This is a genomic window from Rhizobium sp. NXC14, from assembly GCF_002117485.1.
In the GTDB taxonomy this organism is placed as follows: Bacteria; Pseudomonadota; Alphaproteobacteria; order Rhizobiales; family Rhizobiaceae; genus Rhizobium.
Genome location: NZ_CP021030.1, coordinates 1,474,668 through 1,490,833, shown reverse-complemented (window position 1 = coordinate 1,490,833; position 16,166 = coordinate 1,474,668). Strand labels below are relative to the sequence as shown.

The 16,166-nt window shown below is 60.3% G+C and carries 17 protein-coding genes; 3 read left to right on the top strand and 14 right to left on the bottom strand.

All coding sequences use genetic code 11. From position 1 onward, the window contains the following. Positions 1 to 4 precede the first annotated feature (4 nt). Positions 5 to 862 carry an MOSC domain-containing protein gene (locus NXC14_RS07285; RefSeq protein ID WP_085777598.1) on the top strand — a complete coding sequence of 286 codons (858 nt, stop codon included), beginning with the start codon at positions 5 to 7 and terminating at the stop codon, positions 860 to 862. Positions 863 to 964: 102 nt separating this feature from the next. Here the strand turns inward: NXC14_RS07285 and NXC14_RS07280 are convergent, their stop codons facing one another. The 12 genes from NXC14_RS07280 to rpoZ all read right to left on the bottom strand — a co-directional run bounded on the left by NXC14_RS07280 (position 965) and on the right by rpoZ (position 11,408). Beyond that, the gene (locus NXC14_RS07280; RefSeq protein WP_085777597.1) at positions 965 to 1,969 is read right to left on the bottom strand and encodes an aldo/keto reductase; all 1,005 of its coding nucleotides are present in this window, start codon (positions 1,967 to 1,969) and stop codon (positions 965 to 967) included. Positions 1,970 to 2,065: 96 nt separating this feature from the next. After that, the gene (recO, locus tag NXC14_RS07275) at positions 2,066 to 2,836 is read right to left on the bottom strand and encodes a DNA repair protein RecO (RefSeq protein WP_085777596.1); all 771 of its coding nucleotides are present in this window, start codon (positions 2,834 to 2,836) and stop codon (positions 2,066 to 2,068) included. A 139-nt stretch (positions 2,837 to 2,975) separates the two neighbouring features. Next, a complete protein-coding gene (locus NXC14_RS07270; RefSeq protein WP_085777595.1) occupies positions 2,976 to 3,461 on the bottom strand; it encodes a response regulator in 486 nt (161 codons plus the stop codon). 102 nt (positions 3,462 to 3,563) lie between these two features. After that, positions 3,564 to 4,316, bottom strand: coding sequence for a Crp/Fnr family transcriptional regulator (locus NXC14_RS07265; RefSeq protein WP_085777594.1), 753 nt, complete (start codon positions 4,314 to 4,316; stop codon positions 3,564 to 3,566). 145 nt (positions 4,317 to 4,461) lie between these two features. After that, positions 4,462 to 5,403: a GTPase Era gene (era, locus tag NXC14_RS07260; RefSeq protein WP_085777593.1), complete on the bottom strand. Its 942-nt coding sequence runs from the start codon at positions 5,401 to 5,403 to the stop codon at positions 4,462 to 4,464. 7 nt (positions 5,404 to 5,410) lie between these two features. Further along, positions 5,411 to 6,130, bottom strand: coding sequence for a ribonuclease III (gene rnc, locus NXC14_RS07255; RefSeq protein WP_085777592.1), 720 nt, complete (start codon positions 6,128 to 6,130; stop codon positions 5,411 to 5,413). After that, on the bottom strand, positions 6,127 to 6,870 hold the full coding sequence (gene lepB / locus NXC14_RS07250) for a signal peptidase I (RefSeq protein WP_064801523.1): 744 nt from the start codon (positions 6,868 to 6,870) through the stop codon (positions 6,127 to 6,129). The genes rnc and lepB overlap by 4 nt, the downstream gene beginning before the upstream one ends. 224 nt (positions 6,871 to 7,094) lie before the next feature. Beyond that, entirely contained in the window at positions 7,095 to 7,499 is a 405-nt protein-coding gene (gene acpS / locus NXC14_RS07245) for a holo-ACP synthase (RefSeq protein WP_085777591.1), read from the bottom strand. 37 nt (positions 7,500 to 7,536) lie between these two features. After that, complete coding sequence (locus NXC14_RS07240; protein WP_085777590.1) at positions 7,537 to 8,127, bottom strand: DUF2062 domain-containing protein; 591 nt, start codon at positions 8,125 to 8,127, stop codon at positions 7,537 to 7,539. A gap of 154 nt (positions 8,128 to 8,281) precedes the next feature. Further along, positions 8,282 to 8,431, bottom strand: a complete 150-nt coding sequence (locus tag NXC14_RS07235) for a DUF3563 family protein (protein ID WP_064706756.1) — start codon at positions 8,429 to 8,431, stop codon at positions 8,282 to 8,284. 195 nt (positions 8,432 to 8,626) lie between these two features. Next, positions 8,627 to 10,861, bottom strand: coding sequence for a bifunctional (p)ppGpp synthetase/guanosine-3',5'-bis(diphosphate) 3'-pyrophosphohydrolase (locus NXC14_RS07230; protein ID WP_085777589.1), 2,235 nt, complete (start codon positions 10,859 to 10,861; stop codon positions 8,627 to 8,629). Positions 10,862 to 11,003: 142 nt separating this feature from the next. Beyond that, on the bottom strand, positions 11,004 to 11,408 hold the full coding sequence (gene rpoZ, locus NXC14_RS07225) for a DNA-directed RNA polymerase subunit omega (protein WP_011424719.1): 405 nt from the start codon (positions 11,406 to 11,408) through the stop codon (positions 11,004 to 11,006). A gap of 298 nt (positions 11,409 to 11,706) precedes the next feature. Between rpoZ and NXC14_RS07220 the strand changes: the two genes are divergently transcribed. Continuing rightward, a complete protein-coding gene (locus NXC14_RS07220) occupies positions 11,707 to 12,288 on the top strand; it encodes an NYN domain-containing protein (RefSeq protein WP_085777588.1) in 582 nt (193 codons plus the stop codon). A 38-nt stretch (positions 12,289 to 12,326) separates the two neighbouring features. Here NXC14_RS07220 and smpB read toward each other — a convergent pair whose 3' ends face one another. Next, entirely contained in the window at positions 12,327 to 12,806 is a 480-nt protein-coding gene (gene smpB / locus NXC14_RS07215; RefSeq protein ID WP_004675044.1) for an SsrA-binding protein SmpB, read from the bottom strand. Positions 12,807 to 12,902: 96 nt separating this feature from the next. Then, entirely contained in the window at positions 12,903 to 13,787 is an 885-nt protein-coding gene (gene dapA / locus NXC14_RS07210) for a 4-hydroxy-tetrahydrodipicolinate synthase (RefSeq protein WP_085777587.1), read from the bottom strand. Positions 13,788 to 14,001: 214 nt separating this feature from the next. Between dapA and NXC14_RS07205 the strand changes: the two genes are divergently transcribed. After that, on the top strand, positions 14,002 to 16,077 hold the full coding sequence (locus tag NXC14_RS07205; RefSeq protein ID WP_085777586.1) for a lytic transglycosylase domain-containing protein: 2,076 nt from the start codon (positions 14,002 to 14,004) through the stop codon (positions 16,075 to 16,077). The last annotated feature ends 89 nt before the right edge of the window (positions 16,078 to 16,166 follow it).

Below are 16,166 nucleotides of genomic sequence, written 5' to 3'. Positions count from 1 at the left end.
CGGCATGCGCATCAGCGACCTCTTCATATACCCGCTCAAGAGCGCTCGCGCCATTGCGCTGCCCGCCGCCGATATTGGCGCCGAGGGGCTTGCCGGCGACCGGCGGGCGATGATTACCGATTTGAACGGTCACTTCATCACCCAGCGCGAACTGCTGGACCTCGCGCGCATCGAGATCCGTCCGGAACCGGGCGCCTTTCGGCTGCTGATGCAGGGAAAGTCTGAGCTAGCGGTGCCTCCGCCTCGGCCTGAAGTCCGCATGGATGTGACCGTATGGAAATCGACCGTCAGCGCCGCGGTCGCCGATCCCGACAGCAACAGGCAGCTTTCCGAATGGCTCGGCCGCGAGGTGCTGCTGGTCTTCTTCGACGGGCAGGCACGGCGGACGGCGAACGCCGAATGGGCCGGCGAAAGCTCGCCCGTCACCTTTACCGACGGATACCAGATCCTGGTGACGACGACGGGCTCACTGAAGGCGCTGAATGCCGATCTCGCCGCGCATGGCGAAGGCAGCGTCGGAATGGAACGTTTCCGTCCGAACATCGTCATAGACATCGATGAGGCATGGCCGGAGGATCGCTGGGCGGCGATCGAAATATCAGGCGTTCGTTTCGATCTCGTCAAACCTTGCTCCCGCTGCATCATGACGACGCAGGACCAGTTGACCGGTTCACGCGAGGGGCCGAACCCGATGCCGGCCATGGGTCGCATCCGCATGTCTGCTGACCGGCGTGTGCCAGGGCCGCTCTTTGGCTGGAACGTCACGCCTCGCGGCAGCGGACGGATCGCCATCGGCGACGAGGTGAAGATCATCGAGGCGCGGCCGGAGGGCTGGGCGATGAAGGTTCGCGCACGAGAGTAGGTTGAATTGCGGAAGGGCTGAGGGCGCTTTGTCCCTTATACATCGCAACATTCTCCCTCATTGCTGTGACAGGCACAGGAATGAGGGAGCGTGGGGAGAGTTTCACCGTCTCTCACCCATGCCGAGTGCGGCATCGATAGCCGCCATGACGTCAGCCGACAGCGGTCCCTTTTCCAGTGCGCCGGCATTTTCCTCCACCTGGCTGATGGTGCGGAAGCCCGGAATGGGGAAAGTGCGCGGCGACCTCGCCAGGAGCCAGGCGAGAGCCCCCTGTGTCAGCGTGCGGCCGCCTGACGTCAGGAGATCGCGGACGGCATCGAGCCTTGCGGAAAATTCCGGAGCCATGCGCCCGTCCTTGAAATAGACCATCCAGGGGAGTGCCGCGCCGCGGACATCCTTGGCGCCTACCGCCTTGTCGGCGGTGAACTTGCCGGTGAGCAGCCCCATGGCCAGCGGACCGCGATTGATGGAAATCAGACCCTTCCCTTCGATCACAGCGATCATCTCCGGCACCGGATCGAAGACGTTCATCGTATGCTGGACCGAGACAAAGCCGGCGCGGTCGGCATGGCGGGCGGCGCGATCGGGAAAATCGGTGCTCCAGCCGAATGCGTCGATCTTGCCTTCGGCTCGCAGCGCCTCTAGCGTATCGAAGACAGCATCCGACTGTTCCAGCGGAAAATCATTGATGTGAAACTGCAGCAGATCAAGGCGATCGCGCTTGAGTCGGCGCAGCGATGTCTCGACCGAGCTGCGAATGAACGCCTCATCGGCGAAGGCCCCAATTGCCTGCTTCGTCTCCGGATCGGTCGCGAAGCCGAATTTGGTGGCGACGATGATGCCGTCACGATTGCCGACCGCCCGGCCGAGCACCTCTTCCGAGTGGCCGGCGCCGTAGTTCGAGGCGGTATCGAAGAAGCGGATGCCGAGCGCGATGGCGCGATCGATCGCTTCGACGGATTCATTGTCGTCGACTTCGCCCCAACCAAGCGGCGTGTCACCAGCGAAGAAAGGGCCGCCGATTGCCCAGCACCCCATGCCGAGGCGCGGGATTTCGCGACCGTTCCAGAGCGTGATCGTCGTCGGTGATGCGGTCTTGGTCAGCATGGAATCCTCCTTGATTGGCAATCAAGAGATAGGAGCCACCGATCAGCGGGTAAACCGCCAAATCCGGAGGATATTTTGCAGCAGTAAAAAATCAGGTCAGGCGGGGACGCCGTTCGGATCGGAAAGCGTCCGCGAGGCTGGATCAAGCGCCCTGAGCGCGGCCCGCACGAAACCGTCACGGGCTGCCGCAGCCTCGATGCCGCGCGGCTCGTAAACATGGCGATGCAGGAAGAACCCGGTCAGACGGAACGCGGCAGCAAGGCTGTCGAAGTCCGCCGCGTGATTGCCTTTGACACCGAGGAAGGGCGGCAGGACCAGCATCTTGTCGGCCCACGGCGCCCCGGCGCTACGGCTCACGGCGCGGCCGGACTTCGGCGAGACATAGACGAGATCAGAGCGGGCGCCGGTCGCCGCGCATTCGGCAAGATCGAGCCCGAAGCCGAGATCGTTCAGCACCGCCAGCTCGAAACGTACGAAAAGCTCACCGGCATCGGCGGGGTTGTGCAGATGATCGAGGATCACCTCCAGCGCGTCGAAGAGATGCGGATGCGGGTCTCGCTCCGGCAGCAGCCGCAGCAGAGCGCCCATCGCCTGGACCCCGTAGACGGCGGTCGCCGTTTCAATCAGACGGGCGGCGCGCAGCGTCACAGGCTCGACGCGGAATTCGCCGAGATGTTCGTCGAGCCGGGCGCGCCAGACGACCTCGACGGCATTGCCCGGCTGCAGCACCGGCTGCATGGCGCGCGAACGGCCGGAACGCACCAGGCCGAGGTGACGGCCGCGACCACGCGTCATAACCTCGGCGATGACGCTCGTCTCGCCGTGGCGTTTGACACCCAGAATGATTGCCTGGTCCTGCCACTGCATAAGAAGTTCCTGCGGCCGATTACCTTATCGTAGCGCATAAATCGGGAAACCGGAATCGATTTCCCGAAGGATTGCCCGCAGTTTCAAAGCGATCGCATCAGGCGCTCTCAAGCAGATCCCGTGTCCATCACGGACTACGTTAGGCCGCAGCCGGCAGAAGCCTCTGCAGGAATTCGCGCATCGCCTTTTCGTCGAACGGCTTCACCAGCAGCGGTATGTGCTGAAGGTCGCACGGGAAGTCACGTATATCGGAATAGCCACTGACAAAACCGAAGGGGATGCCGGCATCGAGAAGATGGCGGGCAAATCCGAAACTCATGCCCTCGCCGAGGTTGACGTCGAGAAGAGCGAAATCATACGTCTCCGCAGCGATGGCGGCTCTTGCCTGATCGAGACTGCCGACAATATCGATGCTCTCGACACCGGCCATGCGCAGGATATCCTCCGCCTCCATCGCGATGATCAGACTGTCCTCGAGAACCAAAACACGGAGTGCGTTCATGCTTCCGCGCCCCTCGTCGGGCGCTTTTCGCAGCGCCTTGGCCCTTTCGCCAACATCATTGCCCTCCGGTGCCCCGCATGGCACGCTATCGGTGAATTGCGCCACCAGTTCTGAATAAACCATTTTTCTGCCCGGTCGATAAGAATCAAAATCGGAGGAAAGATGACGACCGACCTTATTTTCCGAAAAGCTTAACTGCATTTAAAAAAGACATAGGCCATCGGGCTAAATGAAGGGACGCTTGCCCTCCCCAAGTCCTTCCCAACCGGCGATCGCCATTAACTCCTCACCGTTTTGAACTTCGCAGCCGCGTTCCTGCCAGCGGATCAAACCGCGTTCTCCAAGCTTTCTCAGCGTCTTGTTGGTGTGAACGATGGAAAGACCGAGAGTGTCGGCGATGTGCTGTTGAGTGATGGGGATGAATTTGCGGCCGTTGAAGAGATCGAGCTTCCTGCCGCGCTCATACAAGAAAGCGATCAGATAGGCCGCTCTTTCCAATGCAGTGCGACGGCCGATGGAGAGGAGATGCTCATCCAATATTCGTTCTTCGCGCGCGGCAATCCACGTGATGTCGAAGGCGAGCGAAGGATGTTTGTTGTAGAGCGTCATCAGCCGGTCGCGCTCGAAGACGCAAAGGGAAACGGGCGACAGCGCTTCGATGGAATGCTGCATTTCGCCGGCGATCGTTCCCTGAAGACCGATCAGGTCGCCCGGCATGATGTAATTCAGAATCTGGCGGCGCCCGTCCTCCAGCATCTTGTAGCGGAAGCCCCAACCGGACAGCACGGTGAAAAGATGAGCGCTGTGGGCGCCTTCGACAAGAATGGTGGAGCCGGCATCGACGGCAAGCTCGCCGCGTTTGAAACGTGAAACGAATTCCAGCTCGTCTCGGCTGAACTCCCTGAAATGCGGCAGAGGCCGCAATGGACATAATTCGCAAGGGGTCTTGAATGAATGGATGCGTCTCGACGTCGCCATGCCTGCCCCGCGGTCGCGCAAACGACGGCCCGTCTGGCCGCCGTTGACCGAGGAATGCGCAAAGCTCGGATTCGTTCCGCAACGAGACGGATTTTTTCCTAAGAAACAAGGGGCTGGAGGCTTCTCGATAAAATCGTTGCCGTCCTTATTTAGGGAATTCGAGGCCCATTTCGCGGAAGCGCTCGGGGTCATCGCCCCAGTTCTCGCGGACCTTGACGAAGAGGAAGAGATGGACCGGCTGCTCTAATATTTCCGACAATTCCTTGCGGGAGGCGGTCGAGATCGCCTTGATGGTTTCGCCACCTTTGCCGAGGGCGATCTTCTTCTGGCTATCACGCTCGACATAGATCACCTGCTCGATCCGAACCGAGCCATCCTTACGCTCTTCCCACTTTTCCGTTTCGACATGCGAGGAATAGGGAAGCTCCTGGTGCAGGCGCAGGAACAGCTTTTCGCGGGTAATCTCCGCGGCGAGCTGACGCATGGGGAGATCGGAGATCTGGTCTTCCGGATAGTACCACGGCCCCTCCGGCAAGGTGGTGGCCAGATAGTCCATGACATCGTCGCAACCGGAACCGGTTTCGGCCGAGATCATGAAAGTGCGATCGAAAGCAATCTTCTCATTGGCGGCGGCGGCCAGCGCCAGCAGATCCTCGCGGTTGACGCGGTCGATCTTGTTGAGCACCAGGATCTTCGGCTGCTGGACTTCTTTCAGGCCCTCGAGGATGGCTTCGGCGTCGCCGCGCAAACCGCGCTCGCTGTCGATCAGCAGCATGATCAGATCGGCATCCTTGGCGCCGCCCCAGGCAGAAGTCACCATGGCTCGGTCGAGCCGACGGCGCGGCTTGAAGATGCCGGGCGTATCCATGAAGACGATCTGGGCATTGTCATGAATGGCAATGCCGCGGACGATCGCGCGCGTCGTCTGCACCTTGTGACTGACGATCGACACCTTGGCGCCGACGAGGCGGTTCACCAGCGTCGACTTGCCGGCATTAGTCGGCCCGATCAGCGCAACGAAACCCGAATGTGTCGGACCATTGGCTTCTACGGCAGCTTCGGCCGCGATATCTTCTTCTTGTGTCATTGTACCGTCAGTTTCCGGCAGACGATTGCTGCCAAATGCCTTCACGCTCGAGCATCTTGGTCGCCGCAACCTGTTCGGCGGCACGCTTCGACCGCTCTACGCCGGTTTCCGGCTTTATGCCAGCAACTTCTACCGTCACCTTGAAGCGCGGATCATGATCCGGTCCGCTGCGTTCATCAACCCGATAGATCGGTGTGACGCCGAATTTCGCGTGTGACCATTCCTGCAGCTCGGTCTTGGCGTCGCGCTTGGCGCCGTCGGCCCTGACCGCCCTGCCCTGCCAATAGCGCAGGATGAACCGGCGGGCGACTTCGAGACCGCCATCGAGATAGATCGCGGCGATCAGGCTCTCGACGACATCGGCGCGCACATTCATCATGCGCTTGCCGGTCAATTTCTTCACATCGGCGCCGGTGCGGATATAAAGGTGGAGATTGAGTTCGTCGGCGACCGCTGCACAGGTTTCGGCGCTGACGAGCTGGTTGAGGCGAACCGAGAGCTCGCCTTCCCCCGCCGTGCCGAAGGTGCGGAACAGAAGCTCGGCGATGCAGAGCCCGAGGACCCTGTCGCCGAGAAACTCCAGCCGTTCGTAGTTGCCGCCCTTTTCGGTACGGGCGCTGGCATGGGTCAGTGCCCGGTCCAGGCGTGCCTTTTCGGCGAAGTCATGGCCGATCAGGCTTTCGAGCTTTGCGCGATCCGCCGCAGAAAGCGTCTGCGCCTTACTCATTCAACGACCTTGAAAAGGCGGTCCCAGCGCATGTTGGTCGGCCACTTCCAGATTTCGCGGAAAGACGTGTCGTTGCCGAGCGAGAAGAAGATGACGCTGGCGCGACCGACAAGATTTTCAGCCGGCACGAAGCCGACGTCGAAGCGGCTGTCGAGCGAGTTATCGCGGTTGTCGCCCATCATGAAATAATGGCCTTCCGGCACGATGAACTCACGGGTGTTGTCGCCGCGCGAGACCGGCGACTGGTCGAGCGTGTCGTAAGTCTTGCCGTTATCAAGGGTTTCGCGGAAGACCGGTACGTCCTCGCCCGGATCGAGCTTGTAGTCCGAGGTGAAACTGCCATCCGCCACCTTCGGAACCGGCTTGCCGTTGACGTAGAGGACGCCGTCGGTGACCTGGATATGGTCGCCGGGCAGGCCGATGCAGCGCTTGATATAATCGACATCGGGATTCGGCGGGAAGCGGAAGACGACGATATCGCCGCGCTTCGGATCGGAGCCGAAGATGCGGCCGCTGAAGAGATCAGGCGAGAAGGGCAGCGAATACTTCGAATAGCCGTAAGCGAACTTATTGACGAAGATATAATCGCCGACGAGCAGCGTCGGCATCATTGAACCGGACGGAATGGTAAAGGGCTGGAACAGCACGGTTCTGATCACCATCGCCAAAATCAGCGCCTGAATGATGACCTTGATGTTTTCCCAGAGGGCGTTCGGCTTGGTATCGACTTTTTCGGACACGCAGTCTTGTTCCTTCAAGACGCCGTAAAGGCGCAATTCTTTCTGCCGTTCTCTCTAGCGGCTTCGGCCGGTTGCGGCAATGGCGACAACATGAAAAGCGACGAGAGGTCGCGTTGAAACGCTTCCGTGGTCGCGATCAAACACTCCCAGGGTCGCGTTGAAACGCTTCTGCGGTCGCTACCAAACGCCCCCGGGTCCCGTTGAAACGCTCCCCGGGGTCGCCATCATGGCCTTTCGGGCAACGCCTCGATGATAACGAAGGCCTGCGCCAAGGGATAATCATCGGTTATTGTCAAATGAATGGCGGGTCTATGGCCCGCGGGCAGCATCGCTTCCAGGAGCGCGGCGGCGGTACCGGTCAGTAGCATGGTCGGCTTGCCGCTCGGCAGGTTGACGACGCCCATGTCCTTCCAGAAGACGCCCTGGGCTATGCCGGTGCCGAGCGCCTTCGAACAGGCCTCCTTGGCGGCGAAACGCTTGGCATAGGATGCGGCGCGGTTTGCCCGGCGGTCGGAACGGGCGCGCTCGATCTCGGTGAAGCAGCGATGAGTGAAGCGCTCGCCGAAGCGCTCGATCGATTTCTCGACACGACGAATGTCGATCAGATCGCTGCCAATGCCGATGATCATGCCGGAACCTTCCGTCGCTCAAGAATTCTGTACCGGTTCATATGCTCGGCATGTCGCTGGCCGCACCCGCCAGGCGCAGACGTGCCCGCTCCAGCAGTCGCGTGCGGCGGCGGGCCTGAAAACCTTTGACGGTGTAGAACGTCAGCGCATAGAGCGCAACGGCGGTTACGATTCCCGGTGGGATGGCGCCGATCAACATCGGCTCCAGCACGGGCTTCCACAATTCGGTGAAGTTCAGCTTGTGAAAGAGCGCGGCGAGATCCACCGCCTGACCGGCCAGATGATCCTCACGGCTGAGCAGCAGATGGCCGATTTCCCAGGTGATACCCCAGATGAAAGGATAGGTCAGCGGATTGCCGAAGGCCGCGCAGCCGAGAGCCGCGGCCACCATATTGCCGGAGAGGAAATAGGTGATGACGAAAGCCATGACGAAATGCACGCCAATGAACGGCGTCCACGAGACAAAGACGCCGGCGGCAACACCGGCCGCAACCGCATGCGGCGAAGCGCTCAGGCGCAGAATGCGCATTGTCAGGTAACGGATCGGGCGAAGGAAACCTTTTCGGGGCCATAGAAGCTCCCGCATCTTTTCCTTGAAACCCGCAGGCTTGCGACGGCGAAACAACATGGCCGCTATTTAGTGCAGTGCACCGGACCATGACAAGAGCGGCCAATGGTACCGCCCGAAACAGCCCCCTTATCTTTCTTGCAAAGGAGCATCTTCATGCCGAGGCGCGCTCATTATCGTAACGTCCCTCACTCGACAAAGTATAAAGGCGGTGTCAGCGATTGCGGAACAGACCGCGATCGACCTGACGCTGACGAAACTCGAGATCGATACGATCCAGCGAGCCGTTCAGATAGGCCATTTCACGTTCCTGCGTGGTCGGCGCGCGAAAGGCGCGAGCGATTTTCCTGATAGGATCAAACATTACCTTGTCTCATCTTCTGTTTACGTTTTCGATGACCAGAAGATAGTCCCGGCAAAGGTTAATTACCACCGCCGCAACATGGACACAGCTATGCGCACAACGCATTCCTTGCCTTATTGCTGCGCCGTCGCGAGTACAGACCGATCATAAAATGTGCATTTTGGTCGATCAGCTCCATGGCAGGCTAACAAAAGCCTACTCATAGAGCCGCCGGACCGTGGCGATGCAATCCAGGTCCTTCATCTGGGCGAGCAACTGGTTGAGCTGCCGCAGGTCCCACACCTCGACTTCGAGCATCATCTCGGTGAAATCGGCTGCCACGCGCACCGTGTTCAGCATGCGAATATTGACGTCGAGCCCGGCCACGGTCTGGGCGACCTTGGCAAGCGTGCCGGGCTCATTCAATGCATTCACCATGATACGCGCCATGAAACGCGACTTGTTGGCCTCGTCGAGATCCCAGCGCACGTCGATCCAGCGATCGGGTTGATCGTCGAAACGCTGCAGGCTCGGCGACTGGATCGGATAGATGGTAATGCCCTTGCTCTGATCCATGATGCCGACGATGCGGTCGCCGGGCACGGCGCCGGTCGAGGCGAACTTGACGTCGACATTGCCGGACAGGCCGCGGATCGGGCCGACATCGACATCGGCATCGAGTTCCGAATGGCCGCCTTCGGCCCCTGTTTTAGCCTTTCCGGGAATCTTGAAGATCATGCCCGCGGCGCTGCGGACGTTGAACCAGCCGTCATCGCCTGAAGGCTTGACGGTGACGCGCTCGTCCTGGTGATCAGGATAGACGGCGCGCAGCACGTCGAGCGAGGACATCTCGCCGCGACCGACGGCGGCGATTGCATCCTCGACATCCTTCTGGCCCAGACGGTGGAGCGCCGGCTTCATCGCCTCGCGCGAGAAAATCTTGCCGGCCCGGTTGAAGGTGCGCTCGAGAATGCGGTGGCCGAGGCCTGCATATTGCTTGCGGATCGCCATGCGGGTGGCGCGGCGGATGGCAGCCCGCGCCTTGCCGGTGACGACGATTTCTTCCCACGCCGCCGGCGGAACCTGCACGCCGGAGCGGATAATCTCGACTTCGTCGCCATTCGCCAGCCGCGTCACCAGCGGCATGATGCGGCCGTTGATCTTGGCGCCCACCGTCGTGTCGCCGATATTGGTGTGCACCGCATAGGCGAAATCGATCGGGGTGGCACCACGCGGCAGGGCAATCAGCTTGCCCTTCGGCGTGAAGCAGAAGACCTGATCCTGAAAGAGTTCGAGCTTGGTGTGCTCAAGGAATTCCTCCGGGCTGTCACCTTCGGCGAGCGCCTCGATCGTATGGCGCAGCCAGGAATAGGCATTGGATTCGCGCGAAAGAATGTCGCCATCGGCATTGGTGGCGCCATCCTTGTAGAGCGTGTGAGCGGCGATGCCGAACTCGGCGATTTCGTGCATACGCTTGGTGCGGATCTGCAACTCGATGCGCTGGCTGGAGGGGCCGACGATGGTGGTGTGGAGCGAACGGTAATCGTTCTGCTTCGGCGTCGAGATATAATCCTTGAACCGGCCGGGCACGACGCGCCAGCGCGTATGGACGATGCCGAGCGCCCGGTAACAGGATGGAATGTCCTCGACGATCAGACGGAAGCCGTAGACATCGGAAAGCTGTTCGAAGGAGAGCGACTTCGACTGCATTTTGCGAAAGACCGAATAGGGCTTCTTCTGCCGGCCCTTGACATAGGCGCTCGTCAGGCCGCTTGCGACCAGCAGGTCGCGCAATTCGGCCTCGATCTTCTTGACGATGCCTTCGTTGCGCTTGGAGAGCTCTTCCAGCCTTTTCGTGACGGTCTCGTAGGCCTCCGGGTTCATGTGCCGGAAGGAAAGCTCCTCGAGTTCCTCGCGCATATCCTGCATGCCCATGCGGCCGGCGAGCGGCGCATAGATTTCCATCGTCTCCTCGGAGATGCGGGCACGCTTGTCGGCCGACATGTGATCGAGGGTACGCATATTGTGCAGGCGGTCGGCGAGCTTGACGAGCAGCACCCGCACGTCATCTGATATGGCGAGCAGCAGCTTGCGCAGGTTCTCCGCCTGCTTGGCCTTCTTGGTGACGAGATCGAGCTTCTTGATCTTCGTCAGCCCCTCGACCAGGCGGCCGATGTCCTCACCGAAGAGTTCGTCGATTTCGGCGCGCGTCGCCGTCGTATCCTCGATCGTGTCGTGCAGAAGGGCGACCGCGATCGTCGATTCATCGAGATGCATATCGGTCAGGATGGCGGCGACCTCGAGCGGATGGGAAATATACGGGTCGCCGCTCGCGCGTTTCTGCTGGCCATGTTTCTGCATGGCGTAAACATAGGCCTTGTTCAGCAGTGCTTCATTGGCATCGGGCTTGTATTGCTGAACCCGCTCCACGAGCTCGTACTGCCGCATCATTCCAAAGCCACTCCGACAAAAACAAAAGCGCGCCAATCAACGATTGGCGCACACATGGGCAATAATATGCCTAAGCAATAAAGGCGCAAGATTGACGATTGGTAATCGTCGCTCTTTTCCGGTTCAGATCCGGTCGAGACGCTTAATAATCGTCGCTCTTTTCCGGCGGCACGAGGCCCTCGATACCGGCAAGCAGCTCTTCTTCCGACATCTGGTCGAAAGTGATCGTCTCCGGCAGGTCATCCTGCTCCTCGCTATCGGCGGCAGCAGCGCCGCCGGCGGCGATCATGCTGGCCGGATCGGGCTCGGGCTCGTCGACTTCGACATGCTTCTGCAGCGAATGGATCAGATCTTCCTTGAGATCATCGGGGGAAAGCGTCTCGTCGGCGATTTCGCGCAGCGCCACGACAGGATTCTTGTCGTTGTCCCGATCGATGGTGATCGAGGCACCCTGGGAAATCAGCCGGGCGCGGTGGCTGGCGAGCAGAACCAGCTCGAAGCGGTTCTCCACCTTGTCGATGCAATCTTCAACTGTGACACGGGCCATTGCCTGTCCTTTACGGTCGTCATTTCGGGATTAGCACGCCCGATACAATTAAAACCGGGCAAATACAAGTTTTTCGTTCCGGCTCCCCTCGTCTTTATCCGGTGCCGAGCTAAATTTCCATGGAGAATGTGACAATTCTACCAAAGGTTGCTTGGAATATGCGGAATCGTGCCCTAAATCTCTCTTATATGAATAGATGGTAAAGTAAGCATCAGATCAAGGATCACGATAAGCCCTTGTATTTATTGCAATTTGATGCCCTGCGAATTTCGATTTCTCTCATTGGAATTGGTAAGCGATGTTTGACCCACGCGAAAAAATTGCACTCTTCATTGACGGCGCCAACCTCTACGCTGCATCCAAGAGCCTCGGTTTCGACATAGATTACCGCAAGCTCTTGAAGGCATTCCAGAAACGCGGCTACCTCCTGCGCGCCTACTATTATACGGCGTTGATCGAGGACCAGGAATATTCATCGATCCGTCCTCTGATCGACTGGCTCGACTATAACGGCTACAAAGTCGTCACCAAGCCCGCCAAGGAATTCACCGACTCCATGGGCCGGCGGAAGATCAAGGGCAACATGGACATCGAGCTGGCGATCGACGCCATGGAGCAGTCGGAAACCGTCGACCATCTCGTCATCTTCTCCGGCGACGGCGACTTCACGAACCTCGTCGAAGCGCTGCAACGCAGAGGCCGCAAAGTCTCGGTGATCTCGACCATGGCGACGCAGCCGCCGATGATCGCCGACGACCTGCGCCGACAGGCCGACCATTTCATTGATCTCTTGTCGCTGAAGGCTGAGATCGGTCGCGATCCCGCGGAACGGGCGCCGCGCCCGGTCGAAGTCGCCCCAGCCAGCGATTTCGGGGACTAATCGAAGCGTCGCGAGCCGATCGGCTGCGGCGTGATGGGTTAGCCGTTATCCTTCAATAAGCGGCTCTTCTGCCGGTTCCAGTCGCGCTCCTTCTCGGATTCGCGCTTATCGTGCAATTTTTTGCCCTTGGCGAGCGCCAGCTCCATCTTCGCCCGACCCCGATCGTTGAAATAGATCTTCAGCGGGACCAGCGTCATGCCTTCGCGGTTGACGGCGGAGCGCAGGCGATGGATTTCACGGCCCGACAGCAGCAGCTTGCGGCGCCGGCGCGGCTCGTGATTGAAACGGTTCGCCTGCAGATATTCCGGCAGGTAGGAATTGATCAGCCAGATCTCGCCGTCCTCATCCGACGCGTAGGATTCGGCGATATTGGCCTTGCCTTCGCGCAACGACTTGACCTCCGTGCCCTTCAGCACCAGACCTGCCTCATAAGTATCGATGATCTCGTAGTTGAAGCGGGCTTTGCGGTTTTCGGCCACGACCTTGTTCACCACGCGCTGGCTGCCTTTGGGGGCCATGACGATATTCCCTTCGGGGCGCGCGAAAAGCCGCGCCCTCATTGCTTACCCCTTATGTAAGGGAACGAGCCGGCCTTGTGAAGGCGGCCGGTCTCCTCAGTTCAGCAATCCTGCATGACGCATGGCGGCATCGATCGCTGCTTCGGTTGCCGGCTCCAGCGTCGAAAGCAGCGGCGAGCGGACGTTACGGCTCATGCGGCCGAGCTTGGAGAGACCGTATTTGGCGCCGCAGAGACCAGGCTCAAGGAAAATTGCCTTGTGCAGCGGCATCAGGCGGTCCTGATATTCGAGCGCGCGGGCGTATTCACCGGCCAACGTCGCGGCCTGAAAATCGGCGCAGAGGCGCGGGGCGACATTGGCCGTCACCGAGATGCAGCCGACGCCGCCATGGGCGTTGAAACCGAGGGCTGTCGCGTCCTCGCCGGACAATTGCCTGAAATCCTTGCCGCAGGTGATGCGCTGCTCGGAAACACGCTCGATCTTGCCCGTCGCGTCCTTGACGCCGACGATATTGCTATGTGCCTTGACGAGAGCACCCATCGTTTCGGGCGTCATATCGATCACCGAACGGCCCGGAATATTGTAGATATAGATCGGCAGGGCAACGGCCTCGGCAATCGCAGAAAAATGCGCAATCAGCCCCTTCTGCGTCGGCTTGTTGTAATAGGGCGTGACGACGAGCACGGCGTCGGCGCCGACCTTTTCGGCGTGCTGGGCGAGTTCGACCGCCTCACGCGTATTGTTCGAACCGGCGCCGGCCATGACCGGAACGCGTTTTGCCGCCACTTCGATGCAGAGTTCCACGACCTGCTTGTGCTCGGCATGCGACAGCGTCGGCGATTCGCCGGTCGTTCCCACCGGAACGAGACCGCTGCTGCCTTCCTTGATCTGCCAGTCGACATGGGCAGCGAAGCTCGCTTCGTCGATCAGTCCGGCATCGGTGAAGGGGGTGACGAGGGCGGGAATGGACCCATTGAACATGCAAAGCTCCTCACGACCAAATCCTTGCTTCGGCCGCATTCCATGAATATTTTGCGCACCATAAAGCGCTGAAATCATCGCGACAAGCGCGGAGAGTTCGGTTTAGGGCAAATTCCGATAGCAGATGTGAATGAATTTTACCTGGTACGGTAAGGTTTCGTTAAGAAGCCTCTAGCCAAATGAACAGGGCGTGTTTTCCGTTGCGAGATCCCGGATGAAGAAAGCTGTCCTGATTCTGACCGCCTTCGGCTTCGTTGCCGCCGCGTGGGGCAGCGTTGCGTCCCCGCTTCCCGGCGAAAGCATTCCGACGCCTGAAGTCAGGCCGATCGGCTTCGTCCCAGAGACCTCCATACCGGAAGCGCTGACAACCGGCGCCATCCCGCGCAATCAGGCCGTCGCGCCGGTCGCCAATGATCTGAAAACCGGACTCGACGCGCTCTCTGCCAAGAACCCGCAACTGGCTCTGTCAATCCGCGACAGCATGCGCGAGGATACGCTCGATCGCCATATCCTCACCTGGGCGATCGCCGTCTCCGGCTTGAAGGGCGTTCCCTCCTATCAAATCGCCAGTGCTGCGCAGGAGCTCAAGGGATGGCCTGGCCTTTCCAGGCTGCGCGCCTATTCCGAACGCGCGCTCTACGACGAAAACCCCGACCCGTCAGCCGTGCTCGCCGCCTTCGGCGACACCGCGCCGGAGACGATGCAGGGCGCCATCATTCTCGGGCGGGCGCTGATTGCGACAGGCAAGCAGGCGCAGGCAGCAAAATATATCCGCACGGTCTGGCGCACCGAGGCGCTCGACAAGGCAAGCGAAGACAAGATCCTCCTCGAGTTTTCCGCCCTGCTGACGCCAGCCGACCACAAGGCGCGGATGGACTATCTGATGTATCGTGGCCGGGTGGCGCAGGCCAAGCGCTTCGGCGACATGGGCGAGGCGCAGTCCCTCTACAAAGCCTGGGCCGCCGTCGACGCCAAAGCTGCCAATGCCGACGCGCTGCTCAATAGCGTCGAGGCGAAATGGCGTGGCGATGCCGGCCTGCTGTTCGCGCGCATCGAATATCTGCGCAGGCAGGACAAATATGCCGAAGCGGCGGCGCTTCTGGAAAAGATGCCGCGCGAGCCGGGCGAACTCGTCAATTCCGGAGAATGGTGGAACGAGCAGCGGATCGTCAGCCGCGGCCTCGTCGACCAGGGACAATTCAGACCGGCCTATCGCATCGTCGCAAGCTCTGCGGCAACCAGCCCGACTGATATCGTCGAGGCCGAATTCCATGCCGGATGGTATGCGCTGCGCGGGCTGCAAGACCCGACAACGGCGGAAAAGCATTTCCGCAAGATTCTGGCGACTTCCAACGGTCCCATCTCGGTGTCGCGCGCCTGGTACTGGCTCGGGCGAGCAGCCGAGGCCGGCGGCCCCGGCAGTTCCGGCGAATTCTACGGCAAGGCCGCGAATTTTCCCGGCACCTTCTATGGACAGCTCGCTGCCGAAAGGCTTGGACGCAAGACGCTCAACGTCAGCTATCCCACGCCGAGCGCAGCCGACCGCCAGCGTTTCCAGGCGCGCGAGGCCGTGCAGGCAATCGCCCGGCTTGAGGCAGCCGGCCACGGTTGGCGGGCCGACATCCTCTATCTCGCACTCGCCGATCAGCTGCAAAGTCCCGGTGAACTGGCGATCCTTGCGGCGCAGGCCGAGCAATCAGGCAATCATCATCTGTCGCTGCAGGTCGGCAAAATCGCCTATGGCCGAGGGATCGATGTCGCCGCGCTCGCCTTTCCCGTCGGCGTAATCCCGCCGAATGCCAATATCTCCGGCTCCGGCAAGGCGCTCGCCTATGCCATTGCCCGGCAGGAAAGCGCCTTCAATCCGGCCGCCGTTTCGGCAGCGAATGCACGCGGCCTGCTGCAGCTTCTGCCCGGCACTGCTCAGGCGGTGGCCAAACGCCACAACATCACCTTTTCGAAGGACAAGCTGACGGCCGATGCGGGCTACAATGCGACCCTCGGTGCGCATTATCTCGGCGAGCAGATCGAAGCCTTCGGTGGCTCCTATATCCTCACCTTCATCGCCTATAATGCCGGGCCGAAGCGCGTGCCGGAATGGATCGGACGCTACGGCGACCCACGCGGCAGGCCGATCGACGAAATCATCGACTGGATCGAACGCATCCCCTTCCCCGAGACGCGCAATTACGTACAGCGGGTGATGGAGAATTATGAAGTCTACAAGGCCCGCCTCGGCCAGCCGACGGATATCGAGCGCGACCTGATCGGCGGACGCGGCGCCTCCTGAAGTCGTTTGGCGCGGCTTGAAAAGCAGGCTGGTCTTTTTTCCGCATGTCTTTATCGCAAAACCGCTGCACACTTTTGCGAGACATGCTC